Source organism: Sorangium sp. So ce1504, from assembly GCF_051521635.1.
GTDB classification, from domain to species: Bacteria; Myxococcota_A; Polyangia; order Polyangiales; family Polyangiaceae; genus Sorangium; species Sorangium cellulosum_B.
Window position 1 is genome coordinate 3,178,068 of the sequence record NZ_CP150365.1, and the last position, 21,147, is coordinate 3,199,214.

At 70.7% G+C, this 21,147-nt stretch carries 15 protein-coding genes and 1 pseudogene; 6 read left to right on the forward strand and 10 right to left on the reverse strand.

Features of this window, described 5'->3' with window-relative positions; all coding sequences use genetic code 11:
* Positions 1–6 precede the first annotated feature (6 nt).
* Together WMF39_RS12345 and WMF39_RS12350 are read left to right on the forward strand one after the other, a co-directional pair.
* Positions 7–1,116 (forward strand): annotated as a pseudogene (locus WMF39_RS12345) (ferritin-like domain-containing protein); the annotation flags it as partial.
* Between the two features lie 650 nt (positions 1,117–1,766).
* Positions 1,767–3,773, forward strand: a complete 2,007-nt coding sequence (locus WMF39_RS12350) for an amylo-alpha-1,6-glucosidase (protein ID WP_437745729.1) — start codon at positions 1,767–1,769, stop codon at positions 3,771–3,773.
* A 166-nt stretch (positions 3,774–3,939) separates the two neighbouring features.
* Here the strand turns inward: WMF39_RS12350 and WMF39_RS12355 are convergent, their stop codons facing one another.
* From WMF39_RS12355 to WMF39_RS12380, 6 genes are all read right to left on the reverse strand, one after another.
* Complete coding sequence (locus tag WMF39_RS12355) at positions 3,940–4,821, reverse strand: hypothetical protein (protein WP_437745730.1); 882 nt, start codon at positions 4,819–4,821, stop codon at positions 3,940–3,942.
* Positions 4,822–4,983: 162 nt separating this feature from the next.
* Entirely contained in the window at positions 4,984–6,495 is a 1,512-nt protein-coding gene (locus WMF39_RS12360; protein ID WP_437745731.1) for a pyridoxal phosphate-dependent decarboxylase family protein, read from the reverse strand.
* A gap of 165 nt (positions 6,496–6,660) precedes the next feature.
* The gene (gene smpB, locus WMF39_RS12365; RefSeq protein ID WP_012234932.1) at positions 6,661–7,149 is read right to left on the reverse strand and encodes an SsrA-binding protein SmpB; all 489 of its coding nucleotides are present in this window, start codon (positions 7,147–7,149) and stop codon (positions 6,661–6,663) included.
* Positions 7,150–8,297: 1,148 nt separating this feature from the next.
* Positions 8,298–9,194 (reverse strand): STAS domain-containing protein, encoded by an 897-nt coding sequence (locus tag WMF39_RS12370; protein ID WP_437745732.1) that lies wholly within the window; start codon positions 9,192–9,194, stop codon positions 8,298–8,300.
* A gap of 300 nt (positions 9,195–9,494) precedes the next feature.
* Positions 9,495–10,337: a BPTI/Kunitz domain-containing protein gene (locus tag WMF39_RS12375; protein WP_437745733.1), complete on the reverse strand. Its 843-nt coding sequence runs from the start codon at positions 10,335–10,337 to the stop codon at positions 9,495–9,497.
* 286 nt (positions 10,338–10,623) lie between these two features.
* Complete coding sequence (locus WMF39_RS12380; protein WP_437745734.1) at positions 10,624–10,995, reverse strand: cupredoxin domain-containing protein; 372 nt, start codon at positions 10,993–10,995, stop codon at positions 10,624–10,626.
* A 294-nt stretch (positions 10,996–11,289) separates the two neighbouring features.
* Here WMF39_RS12380 and WMF39_RS12385 point away from each other — a divergent pair, with 294 nt between their 5' ends.
* Positions 11,290–12,117 (forward strand): class I SAM-dependent methyltransferase, encoded by an 828-nt coding sequence (locus tag WMF39_RS12385; protein WP_437745735.1) that lies wholly within the window; start codon positions 11,290–11,292, stop codon positions 12,115–12,117.
* Positions 12,118–12,248: 131 nt separating this feature from the next.
* On the opposite strand, the gene WMF39_RS12390 is transcribed toward WMF39_RS12385, so the two are convergent.
* Genes WMF39_RS12390 through WMF39_RS12405 form a run of 4 tightly spaced genes read right to left on the reverse strand, consistent with a single transcriptional unit; the run spans position 12,249 to position 16,443 of the window.
* A complete protein-coding gene (locus WMF39_RS12390; RefSeq protein WP_437745736.1) occupies positions 12,249–13,781 on the reverse strand; it encodes a hypothetical protein in 1,533 nt (510 codons plus the stop codon).
* 48 nt (positions 13,782–13,829) lie between these two features.
* Complete coding sequence (locus WMF39_RS12395) at positions 13,830–14,795, reverse strand: hypothetical protein (RefSeq protein ID WP_437745737.1); 966 nt, start codon at positions 14,793–14,795, stop codon at positions 13,830–13,832.
* Positions 14,792–15,466, reverse strand: coding sequence for an RNA polymerase sigma factor (locus tag WMF39_RS12400; protein WP_437745738.1), 675 nt, complete (start codon positions 15,464–15,466; stop codon positions 14,792–14,794). The genes WMF39_RS12395 and WMF39_RS12400 overlap by 4 nt, the downstream gene beginning before the upstream one ends.
* Entirely contained in the window at positions 15,463–16,443 is a 981-nt protein-coding gene (locus WMF39_RS12405; RefSeq protein ID WP_437745739.1) for a hypothetical protein, read from the reverse strand. The genes WMF39_RS12400 and WMF39_RS12405 overlap by 4 nt, the downstream gene beginning before the upstream one ends.
* Before the next feature lie 402 nt (positions 16,444–16,845).
* On the opposite strand from WMF39_RS12405, the gene WMF39_RS12410 reads away from it, so the two are divergent.
* The 3 genes from WMF39_RS12410 (at position 16,846) to WMF39_RS12420 (ending at position 21,136) form a co-directional block, all read left to right on the forward strand.
* On the forward strand, positions 16,846–17,745 hold the full coding sequence (locus WMF39_RS12410) for a hypothetical protein (protein WP_437745740.1): 900 nt from the start codon (positions 16,846–16,848) through the stop codon (positions 17,743–17,745).
* Between the two features lie 55 nt (positions 17,746–17,800).
* Positions 17,801–18,502 carry a DUF4336 domain-containing protein gene (locus tag WMF39_RS12415; protein WP_437745741.1) on the forward strand — a complete coding sequence of 234 codons (702 nt, stop codon included), beginning with the start codon at positions 17,801–17,803 and terminating at the stop codon, positions 18,500–18,502.
* Between the two features lie 147 nt (positions 18,503–18,649).
* On the forward strand, positions 18,650–21,136 hold the full coding sequence (locus WMF39_RS12420; RefSeq protein ID WP_437745742.1) for a substrate-binding domain-containing protein: 2,487 nt from the start codon (positions 18,650–18,652) through the stop codon (positions 21,134–21,136).
* The last annotated feature ends 11 nt before the right edge of the window (positions 21,137–21,147 follow it).

The following is a 21,147-nucleotide window of genomic DNA, read 5'->3' on the forward strand; positions in this document are numbered from 1 at the left end:
ACGCCCATGATCAACTCCAGACGCTCCGAACCTCCCGCGCCGCGGAACAAGATCGAGACCCTCACCGAGCTGCACCATTACCTGCAGCACGCGCTCCAGCTGGAGCACGCCACGATCCCGCCGTACCTCGCGGCGCTCTACTCGATCAAGCCGGGGAGCAACCCGGATGCCGTCCATATCCTGCGCGTGGTGGCTGTCGAGGAGATGCTCCACCTGACCCTCGCGGCGAACCTGATGAACGCCGTCAAGGGCACGCCCGATCTGACGGCCAAGGGCTTCGTGCCCAGCTACCCCGCCTACCTGCCGGACGGCGAGACCGACTTCCAGGTCCACATCGCCCCCTTCGGCATCGAGGCCATCGAGACCTTCAAGAAGATCGAGCGGCCGAAGAAGGGAGGCGGGCGGCTCGTCCGCCGCGCCGCCCCGGCCGGCGCCACGGTGCTGGGCGTGAACCCCGACGACTGCGAGATGCAGTTCTATAGCATCGGCGAGTTCTACGCCGCCATCGAGGACGGCCTCGTCCGCCTGGAGGCGGAGGCGCAGGCCCGGGGCGAGACGATCTTCATCGGCGATCGCGGGCGGCAGATCACCCCGGAGTACTACTATTCCGGCGGCGGCGAGCTGCTGCCCGTGATCGATCTGGCCAGCGCGCGCCGGGCCATCACCCTGATCATGGAGCAGGGCGAGGGCACCGAATCCAGCATCTACGATCGGGAAAAGGAGCTGTCGCACTATTACCGCTTCGAACAGCTCACCCAGGGTCGCTACTACCAGCCGGGTGACCAGCCGGGCCAGCCGACAGGGCCGGCGTTCACCGTCGACTGGAAGGGCGCGTATCCCATCAAGACGGATGTCAAGCTGGCCGAGCTGCCGGCCGGCTCCGAGCTGTATGACATGGCGGTCGCCTTCAACCGCGCTTACGCGAAGTTCCTCGAGACGCTGACGCGGGCCTACAACGGCGAGCCGGCGCTGCTGATGAGCGCCGTGCCGCAGATGTTCGAGTTCCGCAACCTGATCACCCAGCTGATCCGCAACCCGCTTCCAAACAGCGAGTTCACCGCGGCGCCTACCTTCGAGCTCTACCCTGCCGCGGACGCCCCTGCCGCGGTCGCCGGCGCGAGCGCGGCGTCGAGCCGCCTCGATCGATTCCTCGCCTTCTCCGCGGAGGTGACCGCCTTTGCCGTGTTCGACCTGCATGGGACCGGGCAGGCCGAGGCGTATCTGAAGGCCGCCGATGATGTCGTCGGCGCCGCCGTGGTGGACGAGCTGCTCGCCATCCACGGCGGGGCGGGGCAGGGGAGCGACCGCCAGGCGCGTGACGCCTTCCTGCGCCGGGAGATCTTCGGCCACGAGAAGCTCGGGCCGATCGCCCGCAACATCATCAAGATGTGGTATTCCGGCGTCTGGTACGAGCTGCCCACGGCCTGGACCGAGGCCTACGGCCCCGCGCCGAAGGACGTGACGTTCGTTGTCTCGCCGTCCTCGTACGTGGAGGGGCTCCTGTGGACGGCGATCGGCGGTCACCCCGCCGGAGCCAAGCCGCAGGGGTTCGGGTCGTGGGCCGATCCGCCGCGCATCCCGTCCTCCGAGGACACGCCGGCGCGCCGGTCGCTGCCTGTCGTCGGCGAGCGATAGCGCGTCGCGGGGGGGCAACGTGGTGTCGGGAGGGATCGGCCGATAGCGAGGCCGACCGAGGGCCCGTCGGCGAATTCGAGGGTTGCGTCGAGCCGGTTCGGTAGGCGATAGAAGTCCCGGAGGAGGAGCGCATGGTCGGGATGGGGAGGGAGATCTGCGGCGACCTGGGGATCGCCGAAGAGCGCGAGTGGCTCGTCACCAACGGCATCGGCGGCTATGGCTCCGGGACGGTGGCCGGCTCGCTCACGCGCGGCTACCACGGGCTGCTCGTCGCCGCCCTCCGGCCGCCCGTCGATCGGCGGCTGATGCTGGTCAAGCTCGACGAGACCGTCACCTACCGCGGCGCGGCCTGGGACCTCGCGACCAACCGCTGGGCGAGCGGCGCCGTCGCGCCGAGCGGCTTCGTCAACATCGAGCACTTCGCGCTCGAGGGCTCGATCCCTTGCTGGCGCTACGCCTGCGCCGACGCGCTGCTCGAAAAGCGCGTCTGGATGGAGCACGGCCAGAACACGACCTACGTCGCTTACACCGCGCTCCAGGCGCGCGAGCCGTTGCGCCTCACCGCGCGCGCCATCGCCAACAACCGCGTCTTCCACAACACCGGCACCGTCGCGTGGCCGGCCGAGGTCAGCGCCGCTTCGGGCGGCGTCCGCGTCGTCACGGCCGGCGACGCGCTGCCGCTGTTCCTCAAGCTGGAAGGCGGCGCGGCCACCCCCGCGACGGAGCTCTACCGCGGCTTCGCGCTCCCGGCCGAGACGGCGCGCGGGCTCCTCGACCGCGACGACCACCTCCACGTCGCGACCTTCGAGGCGACCCTCCTGCCCGGCGAGACGGTGGTGTTCCTCGCCGCCGCCGGAGATGACACCACCGCTGTCGATCGGGAGGCCCTCCCGCGCCGCCGCGCGCGCGATCGGGCCCTCCTCTCGGCGTGGAGCGGGGCGCGCCCGTCGGGCGCGGCCGCCGCCCCCGGCTGGGTCTCGCAGCTCGTCCTCGCCGCCGACCAGTTCGTCGTGGACCGCGCGCAGACCCCCGGCGGCAGCCCCGGCAAGAGCGTCATCGCCGGTTATCCTTGGTTCGAGGACTGGGGCCGCGACACGATGATCAGCCTCCCCGGCCTCGCGCTCTCGACAGGACAGGCGAGCATCGCCGCGCCGATCCTCCGCACGTTCGCCGCCTTCGTGGATCAGGGGATGTTGCCCAACCGGTTCCCCGACGGCGCCGCGCACCCCGAATACAACACGATGGACGCCACGCTCTGGTACTTCCAGGCCATCCGCGCCTGTCACGAGGCGACCGGCGACGACGGGCTCCTGCGCGATCTGTTCCCGGTGCTGCGGGGCATCGTCGACTGGCATATCCAGGGCACGCGTTATGGGATCCAGGTTGACCCGGGCGATGGCCTGCTCCGCGGCGGGCAGGATGGCGTCCAGCTCACCTGGATGGATGCCAAGGTCGGCGATCGCGTGATCACGCCGCGCATCGGCAAGCCGGTCGAGATCAACGCCCTCTGGTACAACGCGCTGCGGGCGATGGTCGCCTTTGCCGCCCGCCTCGGCGAGCCCGCCGAGCCGTATCAGGGGATGGCGACGAGGGCCCTCGCGTCCTTCGAGCGCTTCTGGAACGCCGCCGCGGGCTACTGCTACGATGTCCTCGACGGGCCCGCCGGCGCCGAGGCGGCGCTCCGGCCGAACCAGATCTTCGCCGTGTCGCTCCCCGAGAGCCTGCTCTCCCCCGAGCGACAGCGCGCCGTTGTCGACGCGTGTGCGCGGGCGCTCCTGACCTCGTATGGGCTGCGCTCGCTCGCCCCGTCGGATCCGGCGTATCAGGGGTTCTACGGCGGCGATCAGGAGCGCCGCGACGCCGCTTACCACCAGGGCATGGTGTGGGCCTGGCTCATCGGCCCGTTCGTCGAGGCGCACCTCCGTGTTTATGGCGATCCCGACGCAGCCCGCCGGCTGCTCGCGCCGATGGGCGACCACATCAACACCGCCGGCCTCGGCTCGATCAGCGAGATCTTCGATGGTGACGCCCCCTTCGCGCCGCGCGGCTGCATCGCTCAGGCGTGGAGCGTCGCCGAGGTGCTCCGCGCCTTCACGCTCCTCGACCAGGCGGCGTCGCCCGGATCTCTATCCCCGTGAGAACCACAGCGGTTTCCGCCCACCTCTGCACCATGCAGAGCGGCGGTCTCCCGCACAGGAGACGGGCCCAGATCGGCGTTTTCGGCGCGCAAGCGCACTCCGGTGCGCTGAGCACCGAAAACGTCGAGGTGGGCCCGTATCCGAAGCGGGTGACCGTCGCTCTAGATCAGTCGCCCTTGCAGACGTCGGCACAGGTGCCCGTCGCATCACTGCACGCGAAGGACGCGCAGTCCGAATCGGCGGAGCAGGGCGCGCCGGCGGCGCCGAGCGGCGCGCACGAATCGCCCTCGCACGCCGTGCCGGCCGCGCAGTCTTCGTCCGAAGCGCATGGACCGCCCGCCTGCTCGCGCGCCTGGCACGTCCCTTCTTGACTACAGCGAAGCTCTTCTTGGCAGTCGAGGCTTCCTTTGCACGACTCCCCCATGGCGAGCCGTGGCGCGCACGTCCCCGCGTCGGGCGGTGAGGGCTGGTCGCACCGGAGCGCCTCGTCGCAGTCGAACCTCGACGAGCATGGCTCTCCGGCCGCTGCCCTCGCTTTGCACGCCGACGTCGACTGCCCGCTCGCGTCGACGGTGCGCACGCAGCGGTCCCGGGCGCAGTCCCAGTTGTTGCCGCACGTCCCGCCCTCGGGCACGGAGCCGTCCCACGCATCGCGGCAGGACGGCGTGAACTCGGCGTTCACCCCCAGAAGCACGCCCAGTACTTCAATTTCGGCACAGGGGGCCGCGTGCACCTCGGCGAGGCACGCCTCCGCCTTCTCCGGGACGAAGGTGCCCTTCACCTCGCCTCCGCTGCTGACGGCGACGAGGATCGCCTCGAGCTGCGAGGCGCACGCGTCGGCGGAGCTCGCGTCCAGGCCATGCGCGGCCCGGGTCGCCGCGTCGCAGCACGCGAACGTGCGGTCGCAGAGGGCCTTCGCATAGCTGGAGAGGAAATCGCTTCCTGTCCGCGCCGGCGCCTCGTCGTCCCCGCATCCGGGCACGGCGGACATCGCGACGGCGACGGCCGATAGGAGCGTCGCCGACAAGACAGATCGATGCGTGCGCATGAAGAACCTCCTTGGCCCGATCGTAAAGGGATCGCCGGAGCCAAGCCAGCGTGAGTGCCATGACAAGCTTCGGAATCTTCTCGCCGGTGGGTGTCGAGATGGTTGGCTGTTACACGAGACCGAGCTGAGCCAGCGCCGGGCGAGCGCGTCTGTTGCGCCCCTTCAGTCGTCGTCCGCTCCTCCGCGCTGATCGCCGCCGCGCGCGGGCGAAAGCGGCCCGTCGCGGAGCTCTTCCAGCACCTCGGCGAGGCTCGACGCAACGTCGGCGAGCCCCGCGTTCACCCGGTCGGCGTGCGTCCTGAAGCTCAGGATACACATCCGCAGCAGGAACCGCCCCCCGGCCACCACCCCCGTGAGCAGCACCCGCTGCTTCGCGTTCACCCGCGCGAGGAGGCGCCGGTTCAGCGCGTCGAGCGCCGGCCCGTCGTCGACGCCGGGCGGGCGCGCCCTGAAGGCGAGGAGCGACAGCTCGGGCTCCGCCACGACCTCGAGCTGCGCCATCTGCCGGAGCGCGTCGGCGGCGCCGCGCGCGAGCGTGAGCTTCTCGTCGAGCTCGGCCCGGAAGACGGAGGCCCCATGCATCTTCAGCGGCAGCCACACCCGCAGCCCGCGCGCGTCGCGCGACAGCTCGGGGCTGATCGCGCAGAAATCCACGAGATCGTCCTCTGACTGCATCGGCGGCATGTACGACGCCGAGAGCGCGTGCGCGCGCCGCAGCGCCTCGCGATCGCGCACCGCGAGGCAGCCCGTCCCGTACGGCAAGAAGAGGCTCTTGTGCGGGTCCAGCGTCACCGAATCGGCGCGCTCGATCCCCCGCATCGCCGCGCGCCCTCGCTCGGTGAGCGCGAAGAAGCCGCCGTACGCCGCGTCGACGTGCAGCCAGAGGCGCTCGGCCTCGGCGAGGCCGGCGAGGGCGGGCAGATCGTCGATCGCGCCGGTGCCCGTCGTGCCCGCGGAGGCCACGAGCAGGAAAGGCGAGAGGCCGCGCGCCCGGTCGCGCGCAACCGCCTCCGCCGCCGCGTCGGTCCGCATGCGAAAGCGCCCGTCCACCGGGATCTCGCGCACGGCCTCCGGCGGAAAGCCGGCGAGGAGCGCGGCCTTCGTCACCGAGTGGTGCGCTTCCTCCGAGGCATAGAGGGTCCCTCGCAGGAAGTCCGGCGGGAGGCGCTCGCGGCGCGCGGTGATCACCGCGACGAGGTTCGCGAGCGAGCCGCCGGTCGTGAGGATCCCCCCGGAGCCCTCGGGCAGGCCGAGCATGGCGCAGAACCAGGCGATCACGTTCGCCTCGATCTGCACGAGCAGGGGGGCGGCCTGGAAGACGCCCACATACCGGTTCACCGCGTCCGCGATCAGATCGGCCACGGCCGCGTGAAAGAGGCCGCCGCCCGGGATGTACCCCATGTAACCGGGGGACGCCGTGTTCAGGCTCATCGGGATGAGCTTGCCGAAGAGCTTCCGGAGGAGCTTTTCGTAAGGCACGCCGCGCTCCGGCAGCGGCTCGCGGAGCGAGCGCGCGACCCGCTTGCCCCCCCGCGTCGCGTGCATCGGCTGCTCCGGCAGGCTCTCGATGTGCTGGACGATGCGGTCCATCGCGAGCTCGACCATCTCGCGCATGGCGTCGCCCGGCAGCTCGAGCGGGTGGGGGCCTGACGGCGGGCGTTTCGGGCGGGCCAACGCGCGCCATCCTACGTCATCGCGCGCTCCACGGCGGGCGGCGTTCCGGGCGAGAGCGTCGCGAAAACGTCGCGAGAACGTCCAGCGAGACGAGCCGCCTCGTCCGGGGTGGGCGCCGGCCTGCGATCGACGCCCGAGCCGGGTCCTCCTCGAGCTCGCGGAGCGTCACGCGCGTCCGTACCCTCGTTGCCCGTGCACCACCACGGCGCGCATCTCGCGCTCGGCGTCTTGCTCCTTGATGGTCTCGCGCTTGTCGTGGCTCTTCTTCCCCCGCGCCAGCGCGATCTCGACCTTGGCAAGACCGCTCTTGAAGTAGAGCCGGGTCGCGACGGCGGTCATCCCCTCGCGGGCGATCGAGAGGTCGATGCGCTCGATCTCGCGCCGGTGGAGGAGGAGCTTGCGCGCGCCCTTCGGCACGTGGCCGAAGGCGGCGCTGGCCATCGCGGCGATGCTCACGCCGTGCAAGAACACCTCGCCCCGGAGGACCGTGCAGAACGAGTCGGTCAGGTCGGCCTTGCCGGCGCGAAGCATCTTCACCTCGCTCCCTTTCAGGACGATCCCCGCCTCGAAGCGGTCGCCGAGGTCGTAATTGAAGCCTGCGCGCTTGTTGCGCGCGATGAGGGTCTCGCCAGGCCTGGCCTTTTCCTTCGGCACGAGGGCATCTTAACACGACACCGCCCGCGCCCCGGCGATCACGGAGCCGCGCACGCCACCCTGCGCGGCTGCCTCGAACAGCGCTGCGCGCACCGGAGCGCCCCCATTTCGCCGGCCCCTGTCAATCGCAGCGGCAGTAGAGGCACCCAGGGTGGTGCGGACCGGTTCCGCAATATCCAGCCCACCCGGTATTGCTGCACGTGCAGGGGTCATGAGGGCGGAGACAGTTGTCCAGCTTGCACGACTGGTCTGGCGCTTCGAACGGCGAATCAACGCTCGGGGTGTCCGCCGATGCGCCGTTCGCCGGAGCTTGGGCGGATGCCAGGTTGTTCGCCGCCGGCTCCTCCATGTGTGCTGCGCGGCCCGCGGCGCCCATCCCTATCGAGGAGAGAAGCGCCACAATTGAGATGATCCATCGATTGTTCATGGTCAAATCTCCTGCGCACGGCGTTTGTCGCTCATCGGTGCGCGCGATGGGAAACGTCGATAAATGCCGCATTTCAGCGACGAGTGCGCCTCATCGACGCTTAGCAAATTGAGCGATGGCTCCCTGGCCGCAAGTGACCGCGCGAGCGCGGAGGGGGTCCGAGCGCGGATCGAGAGGGCAAAAGGGCTCCGCCGGGAAGACAGGGAGGAACCACGCGGACCATTGGTCGCAAGTTGGCGATGCCACAGCGCAACCTCAGCGTCGCTCGCTTCCTCGTTCGCGCAAAGCGAGGTGATCACGCCCGGCTCGGGCAGCTCGATGTCGAGGTTCAGAACCGGCCGCCGAGCGCCGCGCCAGCGCCCTGGCACCGAGCGCCACGGCTCCCCGCTGAGCGTTCACCGACGACTTTCGCCTCGGGGGCGACGTTGCCGAGGGGAGTGGTCAAATTTGAACATGAAGGCGAGAAGGCAGAAGGCGAGAAGGCGGGACGAAAAGAACAATGATCTTCCTGCTTTCTCGCCTTCATGTGAACTCTCTCCGGGCCAATGTGACCACTACCGGGCCGTGGCGCGGCTACGCGCGCGCCCTCCCAGCGATCACCACACGCCGGTGAGGGGGACGTCGCCGGAGGCCGAACTGGAGGGCGCGGTCTGCGCCGTCCCAGCCGTTGCCGTTCATGTCGAGGAGCCGTGCGACATCGGGTCGAGGCTAGCAGGGGGCGTCATGGCGGGGACGGCGACGAGGCTCCCGGGCTCGTCGCGGTGGCGAACGCGATCCCGCTCTGCAGATCGCGGCGGGTCACGATGCCTGCGAGATCGATGTCGAGGCGGACGATGGCCTGGGACACCTCGGGCCGGATGCCCGTCAGGACGACCTGCGCCCCGAGCAGCCGGACCGCCCGCGCCACCTGCAGGAGCGCGCTCGCCGAGCCCGTGTCGATGTCCGGCACGCCCGTGACGTCGATGATCGCCACCCGCGCCTGCCGCTCGACCACCTTGCTCAGCAGGTTCTCCATCATCTGCTGCGCCCGCGCCGCGTCCAGCGCGCCCACCAGCGGCAGCACGAGGACGCCCTGGCGGATGGGCACGATGGGCGCCGACAGCTCCAGGAGCGTCTTCGCCTGCATCCGGAGCTTGTCCTCGAGCTGCTTTCGCTTGGTGATCACCTCCGAGAACAGCACGATCCCGCCGATCTCGCCGGTCGTCGTGTGCCACGGGAAGATCCTCCAGCTCCCCCATTCGACGTGCCCGTCGGCCCGCGGGAAGGGCTCCTCATCATTCCCTTCCGAGGCCCCTGCGAGGCAGCGCTGGTGGATGGCCTTCCAGTGCTCGGGCATGTCGGGGAAGATCTCGTAATGGCTCCGACCGAGGACATCTTCTTCGCGCAAGCCGAAATCCGCCAGGTGGCGGTGACTGACCAGGATGTAACGCATATCCCGATCGAACATGGCAAACGCGGCCGGTGTGTAGGTGACAAAGAGGCGCACATGCTCCTCGCTCCGGCCCAGCGCAGCGCGGAGGTGATCCCGCTCTTTGTCCGCCTCCTCCAGCTCCCGGATGCGCTGCCTCAGGCGCTCGTTCTCAGCAATGACATCCTTGTGATCCGATTCACAGTTCATCCGTGCCCCTTGCTCTATCCTCACCTGTATACCAAAAGAGGTGGAACGTCACAGGTCGTGCAGGGAGGTCTGTAGCGGGCGCTCGCCGGACGGACCGGTGTGGGGGCGCCCCGATCGACGACCTGAAGAGCTGTGCGGAGTTGCCGTTTTCGCACGACGCTCTCCAGGTCGTCCCCGCTTCCCTGGGCGCGCGTGGCGCGCGCCCGTCGGCATCGCGGCTCGGTCTCGTTGGCCAGCGCTCCGATCAGCCCCCGAAGAGCGCCTTTGCCTGCTCTCCCAGCACGTCCTCGCCCTTCGGGCTCAGGGCGCCTCGGAGAGCCGCGGCGTACACCTGCCCTCCGAGCACACCGCCGTCATTCCCTCCGGATACACGGGCGCGCAGGGAGGGCACGCGACGATCTCTTCGGGGCAAACGAGGGCGCCGAGATCCCCGCTCGGGTTGAGGGCGACGATGCCTTTCCCGTCGCACGACTCGCAGCACCCGACGCCGTCGCGCAGGGCGCAGTCCGCGTCTTTCGTGCATTCCGTCAGCGGGGATTCGCGCACGTCGACGACGACGCAGCGCCCGCTCTCGCATGTGGCGGCGAAGTACTGGGAGGTGCTCTCGGCCTCGCCGACCTCCGGGCATCGCTCGCACTGCGTGTCCCCGCACCCGCTGGCATTCCAGAAATCCGACACCGCGTCGCGGTGGAGGGCGACGAACGCGCTGGCGTCGACCGGGTCGCAGGAGGCGCAGCAGCGCGGCGGCGCGAGGACGCAATCGCCCGGCGCCGCGCACGCATCCATGTCCGTGGTGGTGCCCTGACAGGTCTCCAGGCACGCCGCGAGCGACTCGAAGCGGTTCGCGTTGCCCTCGCAGCCACCATAGGTGAACGGAACACACTCGCCGGTGCTGGGATCGTGCCAGTAGCTCGGGATCGCCGCGTCGCAGGGCCCGGTCTCCTGCGGCAGCGTGCAACGGTCCGGCGATTCGCCGCCGGCGCCGCTGCTCGCGGCCGAGCCGCCGCCGCTGCCTGCGACCGAGCTGCTGGAGCCGCCGCCGCTGCCCGCGACCGGGCCCCCGCCGCCCGGGCCCTCGCCGCCCGATCCGCCGTCGTTCCCCGCGCCGCTGCAGGCCGCCGCGAGCATGAGAGAAGTGAGCAAGCCCAGGCCGAGGGACAAGCGCCGGTACATTCCAAGGACATCGCAATCGGCGCGCCGTCGGTCACCTGAGCATAAGACAATCGATCGTAGGAGTTGCATCCGGAGTCGATGGCATGTCAGGCGGTGGTGTGCCAGGCGACGCTGCGCGCCGTGACGACGTGATCGAGGTGCGGCGCGCCCCTCTCCGGAGCGCCGCCTACGTGGAGGTACCGTGTCCCACCTGTCGGCCGATCCGCCAGCCGGAGGGCTCGCTCGCGGTGAGCCAGAGATCGCTTCCCTCTGCTGCTCACTTCCTCGGCGCGACGGCGATGGTGCCCTTGATCATCCCCATGCCGCACGCGAATTGGAGCTCCCCTGCCTTCAGCTCGGGAAGGTCGATGGTCACAGGCTGTCCGGTCGGCAGCTCCTTGCGGATGCCGAGGCTCGGGAAGACGACCTCCTTGGTGCAGCCGCCGCTGTCGTGGCGGACGAGCCGGAGCTCCAGCCGCTCCCCCTCGACCGCGGCGATCTTGTCGGGCACGAAGGCGCCGTGGACCATGATCTCGACCACGCGAGGGCCCTTCTGTGGCTCGGCGCTCGCGGGCTGAGAGCAGCCGAGCGCGGAGGTGACCGAGGTGATGCCGAGCGCGATCGAGAAGATTGCGTGCGTGACCTTCATGAGAAGCTCCTTTCAGGTGCCGCGGGAAGACGCGCGGGTCTCCGTCGCATTACAGTCGAGCGTGGGAGATCGGCTCGCCTGCCGGGACCGGCGACGTGCGTCCCCGCGCCGCCTGAGCGCCCGCAGCGCCCCGGGCTCGTGGCCTTACGAACGTCAGGTCACGAACTCCGGCGGGCCGTAATGGCGGACCGGGGGGCGCGTCTGCTCGGCTGCGAGCCGGTTCCAAGGAACGCGGACCGGCCGCGAGGAGCGCACGCCGCGCGCCCTCCGACCCTTCCAGACCCAGGGGACGCCATGACCCAGCTCGATCCCGACAAAGCACGCACCGCTGTCACGTACTCCGCCGCGGCGGATCACTTCGACGACCCGCCGCTCGCCTTCTGGGCCCGCATCGGGGAGCGCACCGTCGAGCGCGCCCGCCTGGAGCCCGGCCACCGCGTCCTCGACGTCTGCTCTGGCACCGGCGCGTCCGCCATCCCCGCGGCCCGGGCCGTCGGGCCCACGGGCTCCGTGCTCGCCGTGGATCTCGCCGAGCCATTGCTCGACCGCGGGCGCGCCAAGGCCCGCGCGCTGGGGCTATCGAACGTCGACTTCCGCTGCGCCGACGTGGAGGCGCTCGACCCGCCGCCCGGAAGCTTCGACGCCGTCATCTGCGTCTTTGGCATCTTCTTCATGCCTGACATGCCTGCCGCCGTACGCCGGCTCTGGGGATGGCTGAAGCCCGGCGGCACGCTCGCCATCACCACATGGGGCGAACGCGTGCTCGAGCCCGGCAATACCGCGTTCTGGGACGCGATCCGGGCCCACCGCCCCGACGTCTACAAGACCTTCCGGCCGTGGGAGCGCATCGACACCCCGGGCGCCCTCCGCGCCATGCTCGCGGAGGCCGGTGTTGCGGCCTGCGCCGTCGACGCCGAGCGCTCCAGCCAGGCCCTCGACTCGCCAGACGACTGGTGGATCATCGCCCTCGGGTCGGGCTACCGCGGCACGATCGACAAGCTCGATCCCGGCGCGCAGGAGGCCGTCAAGCGCGACACCCTCGCCCCGCTCCGCGAGCGCAACGCCCTCACCGCCGAGACCAACGCGCTGTACGCGATCGCCACGAAGCACCCTGGGCGTTGAGGGCCGCCTGCCCTGGTCGCCGAGTGAACCCGGCAGCTCCTCGACGCCCGCCGGCCCGGCTGACCGCGGGGGGCTGGGTGAGCAAGCGGCGGAGGGGGGCCAAGCGCCCGCCCGCGGGCCGACGAATAGAATCACGGCGCCGCGACGTTGAGCTTCATGACGACATTTCCGGCCCCGAAGGGCGCATTCACGGCATCGACGTCTTGCCCCACAACGGCGACATTTCCTTCAGGATCCACGGCGAGCCCCAGCACGTCGATGACCTCGGAACCGAGGATTTGGACCCATGAAATATGCCCCTCGCTGTCGAACCGCATGACGAACGGCCGGGAATCTCCGTCTGGGCCGCCCGGCATGCCGTCGGCCTCCAGGCCCCCGCTGCCGACGCTGCCCGAAACGAAGGTGTTCCCGAGAGCGTCGACACCGAAGCTCACGGCGAAAGGAAAGTCGCCCCTGATGACTTGGCTCCAGAGGTGGGCTCCATCAGCGTCGAATTTCGCCACGAAGGGACTGTCGTTTGAACAATCCGTGCCATGCAGGGGTCCGCCGCCGAAATCAAAGTCGCATTGCGCGTTCCCGGCGAGGAACACGCTTCCGTCTCCATCCACCGCGACGCCAGTAAGGCTGCGGTGGTAGCCCCAGGGTGCTCCCCCCTCGAAAGGAGCGGCAAATTCCTTCCTCCAGAGTCGGTTTCCCGAGGCGTCCAACCGCGAGAGGCCGAGCCGCGTGTATCTAGTTTGTCCGTCATCGAGGTACGAGTCGTCGGTCGCAATCACGATTTGCCCTGAAGCGTCGACGGCCAGGGTGCCGCCTGGCATGTACCTGCCGTCTGCGTACTTGCTCCAGACAAAATGTCCCGTCGCATCGAACTTCGCCACGTAGGCCTTCGTCGGGTCCTCGGCAGCATCGGTTGGCGCCGTGAGCGGACCTCCCCCGAGATCGAGGAATTCGGCGAAATTTCCCGTGAACACCACGCCGCCCGTCGTCGGATCGACCGCGATGGATCGGATATCCCAATCTGTGTCATACGCGGCGTTGAGGTGCACGCTCCAGAGGGGATTGCCGGCGCTGTCGAGCTTGGCCAGGAACTTGGCGGCCCGGGGCGAGGTCATCGTCGCACCCTCGAGATCCATGGTTTGTGAGAAACTGCCTACGAGGAACATGTTGCAGTCCGCGTCGAAAACGATGTGCTCGCCGGCCTGCGGATTCGAATCATCGCCGAAGAGCTTGCTGAGGGTGTGGTTGCCCGCGGCATCGTACGTTGCCAAGAGGGCGTCGTCGGTTCCCCCGGACCGGAGCACGCCGCCGCCCATGTCGACGTCCGACGTCGTGTATCCTGTCATGCCGAGGTTGCCGGATGGATCAAAAGCGATGTCCGTGATCGCCAGCGGAAAGGTGCCGCTCGTCGCCGGCCAGTCGTCCAGGCTGAAGGGACGGGAAGCCACCGCCGCGCTGCACCTGCCCGACGAGCCGCCCGCGCCGCCGGAACCCGACGAGCCGCCCGCGCCGCCGGCGCCGCCCGCGCCCGAGCCATCGGGGTCGAGCGGCTGCTGGCCGGGGTCGAGATCACCGATCGGCACGCGATCGATGACGCACCCAAACGTGGTGGCTGAGAGAGCGACCGGGAACCACAACAAGGAGAGTGCTAGCCGCGAAAGTCGCATGATCGAGAATCCTCCACTGAGCGGCGATCTCTCTGCCCGCGCCTTTGATCACGGAATCGTATTTGAACAGCGACCCACCTTGATCATGCGCGGCGCCTGAGCGGAGCGCGGGCTCCGCGCGACGAAGGCGCACGCCTGCGACGCGGCTTCTGCGACGTGCCCTCCGGCCACGAGGGCGTCGACGCGGAGGACGTCGCGCTCGATGGCGAGGCTACCTCCTGGAAAGCGCGCCGCGTGCTCGGCGGTGAGGCGAAGGGCGAGCGGCGCGTCCCCCCGCGTGAGGGCCGCTCGCGCGGCGTCGATGAGCCGGAGCTCGTCCGATAGAACGGAGGTGGGTGTCGCAGGGGACTGCGCTACCTCCGCACTGCGGGGTTCTCGTGGAAGGGGGTCGATGGCGGGGGCGGCCGTCGCCGCAGGAACGGATGAGGGGACCTGGCGCGCGAGCCCGATCGCCTGGGGCGCGGGCGCCACGTTCTTGGTCGACGCCGCTGCGCGCGGGGCGGGCTCGGCGGCAGGGGCGGCGGCGGGCTCTGCCTTCGCAGGCAGGGCGGGCTCCTCCTGCGTGGCCTCCTGCGTGGCCTCCTGCGTGGCCTCCTGCGTGGCCTCCTGCGTGGCCTCCTGCGTGGCCTCCTGCGTGGCCTCCTGCGTGGATGAAGCGGCTGCCGGCGCCACCCCGTCGATCTCCGCCGCGCGAGGCGAGCGCATGGGGGCTGCGGGCGCGACGGCGTCCGCGTGATGGGTCGCCGCCACGTACGCGCCCCCGAGCACGAGGGCGACGGACGTGACGCCGATAGACGCGACGACCACCGCCTTCAGGCCGAGCGCGTGAGCGGCCTGCGCCGCGATCCCCCCGCTCGCCTTGGCCGCACCGACGCCGAGCTTCGTCGTTGCGACCGCGGTCGCGGTCCCCGCCGCGGCGGCCGCGAGGGCCTTCGCGCGGAGCGAGGAAGGCGCCTTCGCCGTCCTCCCGGCGCGCAGCAGCGCGCGGTCGAAGTCGTCGTACGAGTCGCTCACGGCCGCCTCCCGCCGCTCACCGGCAGACCCCTCTTCAATCGCTCCGTCGCTCGCTTCCACGCCTCACGGGCGCGGCGGAGTCGTGACGCCACGGTCCCTGGCGGCAAGTCCAGCAGATGAGCGATGTCCTCCATCGTCTCTTCTTCGATCTCATGGAGCACGAACACCGCGCGAAGCTGGTCGTCCAGCGCCTCGAGCGACGCGTCCAGCAGCCTGCGCGCGCGCGCGTCGTCGAGGCGGCTGTCCGGCTGCTCGCCCGCCGGCGCGGAGGGCTCTCCCTTGAGCTCTTCGTGACGTGCTCGCCGGGTTCGCTCGCGCCGGACCATGTGAACCACGACCGAGACGAGGTACGAGCGCTCTTTGCCGGGAAGGATCGCGTCGAGGCGCGACGCCGCCACCACGAACGCTTCCTGCGCGATGTCCTCGGCTGCCGCCTCGCCCACGCCCATCCGGCACGCGAACCGCCACAGGAACTCGAGGTGCGACGCGAGCTCTTCGAGGCGCGCCTCGCGCGCGACGTCGGTGGTGGACTCACAGGGGGAACGCGCCTGCGCGTCGACGAGTCCGCCCAGAGGGCGAGCGAGGCGGAAGGCGGTGGAACCGGGGGCGTCGTCGGTGCTGATCACGAGGGGCTCGTCCCAGGCGATCCACGAGGTCCCCGGTTTGATCACGGAAAATACGCCCCGATGGAGAGCGCGGCGTCCAGCCGGACGGCGGGGGCTTTATAGGCCGTCCCGCCGTGCACGTAGTAGAACTCGTCCCGAAGGAGGGGCAGCGCGGGCCCAACCTGCCAATCCATGAAGGACCATGCGCCGAGCAGCGCGCGCATCCGTGCGCCGGCGCCCGCCTCGAGCCACGGGCGCCATCGGCTGTAGACCGCCGGGGCTCCCTCCCCCGAGGCGAGCAACGCGCCCGCATCGAACATCATGTAAGCACTCACGAAGACGTGATCGCCGAGGGATGCGCCGAGCGGCGCCAGCGCGGCACGAGCGGTGAGCCAGGTGAGGCTCACCGACGCTCCCCCTCCGACCACGGTGCGCGGCATCGTCGCCCCCACGCCGAGCTCCGCCCATGGAAAGAACACCCGACCCGATGCGAGCCCGCCCGAGAGCCGCGCGCCTGTCGGCCCTACGTAGAGCGGTGTGGCCACGAGACCGAGCGCCGCATACAGCTTCGTCGCGGGCGTGGTCTCGCGAGCCGTGGCTCGCGACGGTCTCACCGGCGGCGCGGTGTGGGTTGGGCTGCTCTCGCGGGCTGTGCCTTGCGACGGTCTCGCCGGCGGCGTCAGGGAGGGAGGCTCGGCGCGGGAAGCTTCGACCGGGGCCTGCTCGTCCTCGCCGGCCATCGTGACGACCAGCCCGAGCGCCGAGGCGGCTTCCGCGCAGGAGTCTGCCACGATCGTGCGCGCTTCGATGGCGCCGTGAGCGCCTTCTCCGGTGATCACGAGCGTCACCGCGCTCGGCGGCTCCGCTTCGCGCACATGGACCCGGAGCCGTACTGGGGAGTCGGCGTCCACGTGCCCTCCGCGCAGCGCGGCCGCCGCCCGCACCGCGTCGAGCGTCACGCAGTGCTGCTCGTCGAGCTCCACCGCGACCCCGACGTTCGCGGCGTGGGCGGCCTCCGCTCGTATCAGAGCGAGCCATGCCACGACCGCGATCGCGCCCTGGCGGACGGCATGGCCCAGCGCGTGCACTCGACGAGGATCGCTCGACGGGGCGGAGACTTTCTGAGGTTGAGGTGCCACGGGCCGGCAGGATAAGACGAACCGCCCACCGCGCCCCCGCCTACGCCGACCGGCTCGCCAAGGGCCCTCGCCGCCGCCGGCCCGCGCGACCTGCACCTGCTCACCAGCAAGGGCGACCCGTTCCACGACGCGAACGCCGCCCTCGCCTCCGAGCTGAAACCGCGGCGACGGCTGCACGGCCTGCCGCCACCGCCGCTCGCGCAGCTGCGCCGGGCCCTCGTCGGGGAGATTGACTTTCGGAGCGCGTTTGGATTTCTTAGCCCCATAGCCGGGCGACACTGTCCCGACCCAGGGGGAGGCGACGTCTTGCCGTACCGCGACAAGCTGGATGCTGCTTCGGGCACGGGGAAGCTGATCACGGTCCGCCGCTACCTCGATCCGGTCGCGGCCCAGATGGACCGCACGCTGCTCTCGGCCAACGGCATCGAGTCCCACGTGTTCGAGGCGGCGAGCTACAACCCGATGCTGAGCGGCGCCGCCGGCGGCACGCAGCTGCAGGTGCGCGAGGGCGATCTCCAGCGCGTGGAGAGGCTCCTTGAGGTCCACCCCGGGGAGGCGGCCAGCAACGACGACGAGGAGGCTGCCGGGGTCCGCTGCCCGCGCTGCGAGCTCCCCTACTGCTTCCACGAGCGCCTGCGCCTCGAGGGCTCGAGCGCCGCCGCCGCGCTCTCGATCCTCGCCGCGCCGCTCATGCTGTTCCTGCCGAGGCGCTGGCACTGCCACAAGTGCGGCCATGTCTGGGCCGATCCGAAGGCGGGGCCCGCCGCGATGACGAAGCTCGAGGAGGGCGATCCGCGGCCGGTCTTCCGCCTGCGGCGCGCGCACTCGGGCATGGGCCTGTTCCTCGGCCTGCTCGCGGGCTTCTGCGGGGCAATCCTGGTCGCGGCCGCCCTGCCGCGCGGCGCCGGTGGGGAGCTCGCCTTCGCCGTGCTCCTCGGGGCGCCCTTCGTCGGCTGGGCCGTCGGTCACTGGTGGCAGTACGATCTCTGCTCCGAGCCGGGCTGCCGCACGGCGCTGACGTCCGATCGGAGCGAGTGCCCGCGCTGCGGCGGCGCCATCGCCGGCGTCGTTCGGTCGGCTGACGAGCACCACGCGGCGGCCGCGGATTTCCGGCGCGAGCTCAGCGCGCTGCGGGCGGCGGACCGGGCGCGCGAGGGCGAGAAGAAGAAGAGAAGGAAGAACCGGCCAGCCGGCGCCGCGGGTTGAGGACGAATGGCCCTTGCCCCTCGAACGCCTTGGTCGCTTGGAGGAGGTCGCCCGCATGCCTGACAGCGCTCTCACCGCCGTAGTCGATGACACGATCTGGACCCTGGACCGCCCCGTGTGGTTCAGCGGGGTACGGATGCGCGCCCGCACAACGGTCGTACGCCTCGAGGACGGCAGTTTGCTCCTGCACACCCCGGCCCCTCCCACCGATGCGCTGGCAGAGCAGCTACGCGCCCTGGGTCCCGTGCGCTGGCTCTTGGTACCCAACTGCTGGCATCATCTCGGGACACCCGCGGCGGCGGCCCGTTTCCCCGAGGCGCGCGTGGTGGGACCGGCGTCGGCGCGGAGCAGGAACAAGGCGCTGAGACTCCACATGGATATCCACGACGCCAAGTTCGGCGAGCAGGTCCCCGAGCTCGAGGCCTTGCCGCTCCGGGGCGTGCCGTTCTGGGACGAGACAGTGCTCTACCATCGGCCGACGCAAACCCTGCTGGGCGCAGACATCGTCCTTTGCGCCTGCGCCAAGGACCACTGGACTTTGCGTTATGCCGCGCGCCTCACTGGCTTCTACGAGCGGGTGCGCGTTCCTCCCGACGCCAGAAAGAAGATCCCGGACAAGACCGCGGCCGCGCGCTCCATCCGCGCCATGCTGGAGCGACCGGCCCAGCGTCTCATCGTGGGGCATGCCGAGGTCATCGAAGAAGGTTGGCGCGACGGCCTCGCAGAAGCCTGGCGACTGGAGGGCGTGGAGGTGTAAGTCGGGCGGCAACGCTCCGTTAGCGAGCCCACGCGCGGGCGAGCGGCGTCCGAGGCGGCTCGGTCATCCCTTGACAAGGTGCCGTTCGATCACGCCCACTGGTGTACGTCCGCGCCGTCGTGGGGGTGTTGCGGGGACGTGAGGCGCATGGTCACCGGTCTCGATCTTCATGCAACGCTGCATCGCATCGTGACGGACGCCGTGGGCGCCGTGCCCTCCGCGCAGCGAGCGAGCCTCCTGGCCCGGGACGGGGAGCAGCTGGTCTACAAGGCCTCTGTCGGCCTCGCTGGCGTGCTGGCGAGCCCGCAGGAGGTCGCCGGCGGCGCGGTGCCGGCCACCGTGATCGCGACGCTCTCGACGCTCTCGACGCTCTCGGCGCCGGATTCCGCGGACAGCCCTCGGGTCATGGCGGCCGCCGACTGGTACCGCGAGCACCTGCCGGGCGCGTCGGCGCTGCACCTCGTGCCCGCGGGCGCGGTCGTCGTCCTCACCCCGGTGCACGTGCAGGGACAGACGATCGGCGTGCTCGCCGTCGAGCAGCCGGGCGGGCAGGCGCCTTCCGGCGAGGGCTGGGCGCGGCTCCGCGCGCTGGCCGCGAGCGCCGGCGCGGCGCTGGAGCGGCGAGAGCTCTACAACGACAAGGCGCGGTCGGCCCAGGAGGTGCGCGTGCTCGAGGGGGTGCTGAACGCGGTGGCCGCGCGGACCAGCACGCACGAGCTCGTCGAGATGATCTCGAAAGGCATCAAGAGCGTGCAGCTCGGGCCGCAATGGCGCTCCGTGCACCTCGTCCTGCTGAGCGACGCTCCCTCCGGGGGCGCGCGCGGCGACGCCGCGGCCCGCGAGATCCGCGTCTACCACGTCCCGCACCGATCGCCGCTGGCGTTCTGGAACAACGTGCGTGACGGCGCCCTCATCGCGGGGCGCAGCGTCGGCATCCACGTGGACGTCCGCAACGCCCCCGCCCACAGCGCCGTCGAGCAGCGCGGCATCCTCGAGGACGCCATCGACCGGGGCGTGCACGGTATCGCCGTGGCGCCGATCACCCCGGAGGTCCTCGAGCCGGCGATCCGCCGGGCGGCGCAGGCCGGGGTCCCGGTGGTCACGATCGACACGCCGCCCGCCGAGGGCAGCTGCGCTCAGGCCTATATCGGCACCGACAACGTGGCGGCAGGGCGGCTCGCCGCGGAGATGATGGCCCGGCTGCTCCCGGGCGGAGGCAAGATCGGCGCGCTGACGTTCTGGCTCAGCGCCATGAACAGCCGCGAGCGCATCGAGGCGTTCCGTGCGGCGGTTTCGGGCACGCGCGCGCCCTTCGACCTGCAGCCGCCGGCAGAGGACCGGTTCGACATCGAGCTCGGGATGCGGATCGCCCGGGAAGCCGTGCAGACCGGAGGAATCGCCGGCGCCTTCGGCGTCTGCGCCGAGAACGGCCTGTCGTGGGGCGCGGCCGCGAGGGCGCTGGGGCGCGCGGGGGAGCTCAAGATCGTCGCCTTCGATCTGCTCACGGACACGCTCGAGATGCTCCGGGAAGGGACCATCCACGCCGTCCTGGTCCAGCGCGAGCACGAGATGGGCTACCGCGCGGTGCGGGTGCTCCACGACATGGTATCGAAGGGCGTCGAGGCGGCCCTGGCCGGGCTGCCCACGCGCGCCGGCTCCGGGGGAGGGTCCGCGCTGCGCTTCATCGACACCGGCATCGACGTCGTGACCATCGAGCGCACGCCCTGGTCGCTCCCCCTCTCCGACTACCTGCCTCTCGACGCGAACCGCAAGGCGGCGAAGCGGAGGGAGCAGCTCCCCTACGAGAGCCGCGCGAAGGAGCTCCTCCTCGTCACCGTGGACGCGGGGAACGAGGGGTACCGCGAGGAGCGAGCCCCCCTCGACGCGAGGTCGATGGTCGGGCGGGTGCTGAGCACCGCCCGGCCGATCCTCGTCGACACGCACTCGAGCGAGCTCCACGACGCGCCCGATGTCGTCGAGGCGCGCGGGAAGGGGGCGCATACCCTGGTCGGCGTCCCGCTGCTCGCCGGCGGGTCCGCCTTCGGCGCCCTGGTCCTGGAGAGCGGGCGCCGGGCGGCGTGCTCGCTCGACGATCTCACGATGATCGAGCGCATCGTCGACACGATGGCCGTGGCGATCGAGAACGCGCGGCTCGTCCACCGGATCACCGAGCGGACCCATGAGCTCGAGCGCGCGAACCGGCACCAGGAGTCGCTGCTCGACACGATCCGCGAGCTCTCGAGCCCGGTCGTGCCCATCGCGCGGAGCATCCTCGTGATGCCGATCGTCGGGACGATGGACGCGCAGCGGTCGGGCCGCTTCATCGAGTCGATGCTGCAGGACATCACCGAGCACCACGCGCGCGTGGTGCTGGTCGACGTCACGGGGATGGCGGTCGTCGACGCCGCGTCGGTGGAGCACCTCCTGCGGGCGGCGCGGGCGGCGCGGCTGCTCGGCGCCGAGGTCGTGCTCGTCGGCGTCACGCCGGCGGCGGCGCGGCTGATGGTGGAGCAGGGGGTGGACCTCGGGAGCGTCATCACCCGCTCGACCCTGGAGCTCGGGTTCGCTTACGCGCTGTCGAAGACCGGCGGCCAGATCGTCTATCGCCGCTCACCGCACCCTCAGCCCTTCTGAGCCGAGCCGAT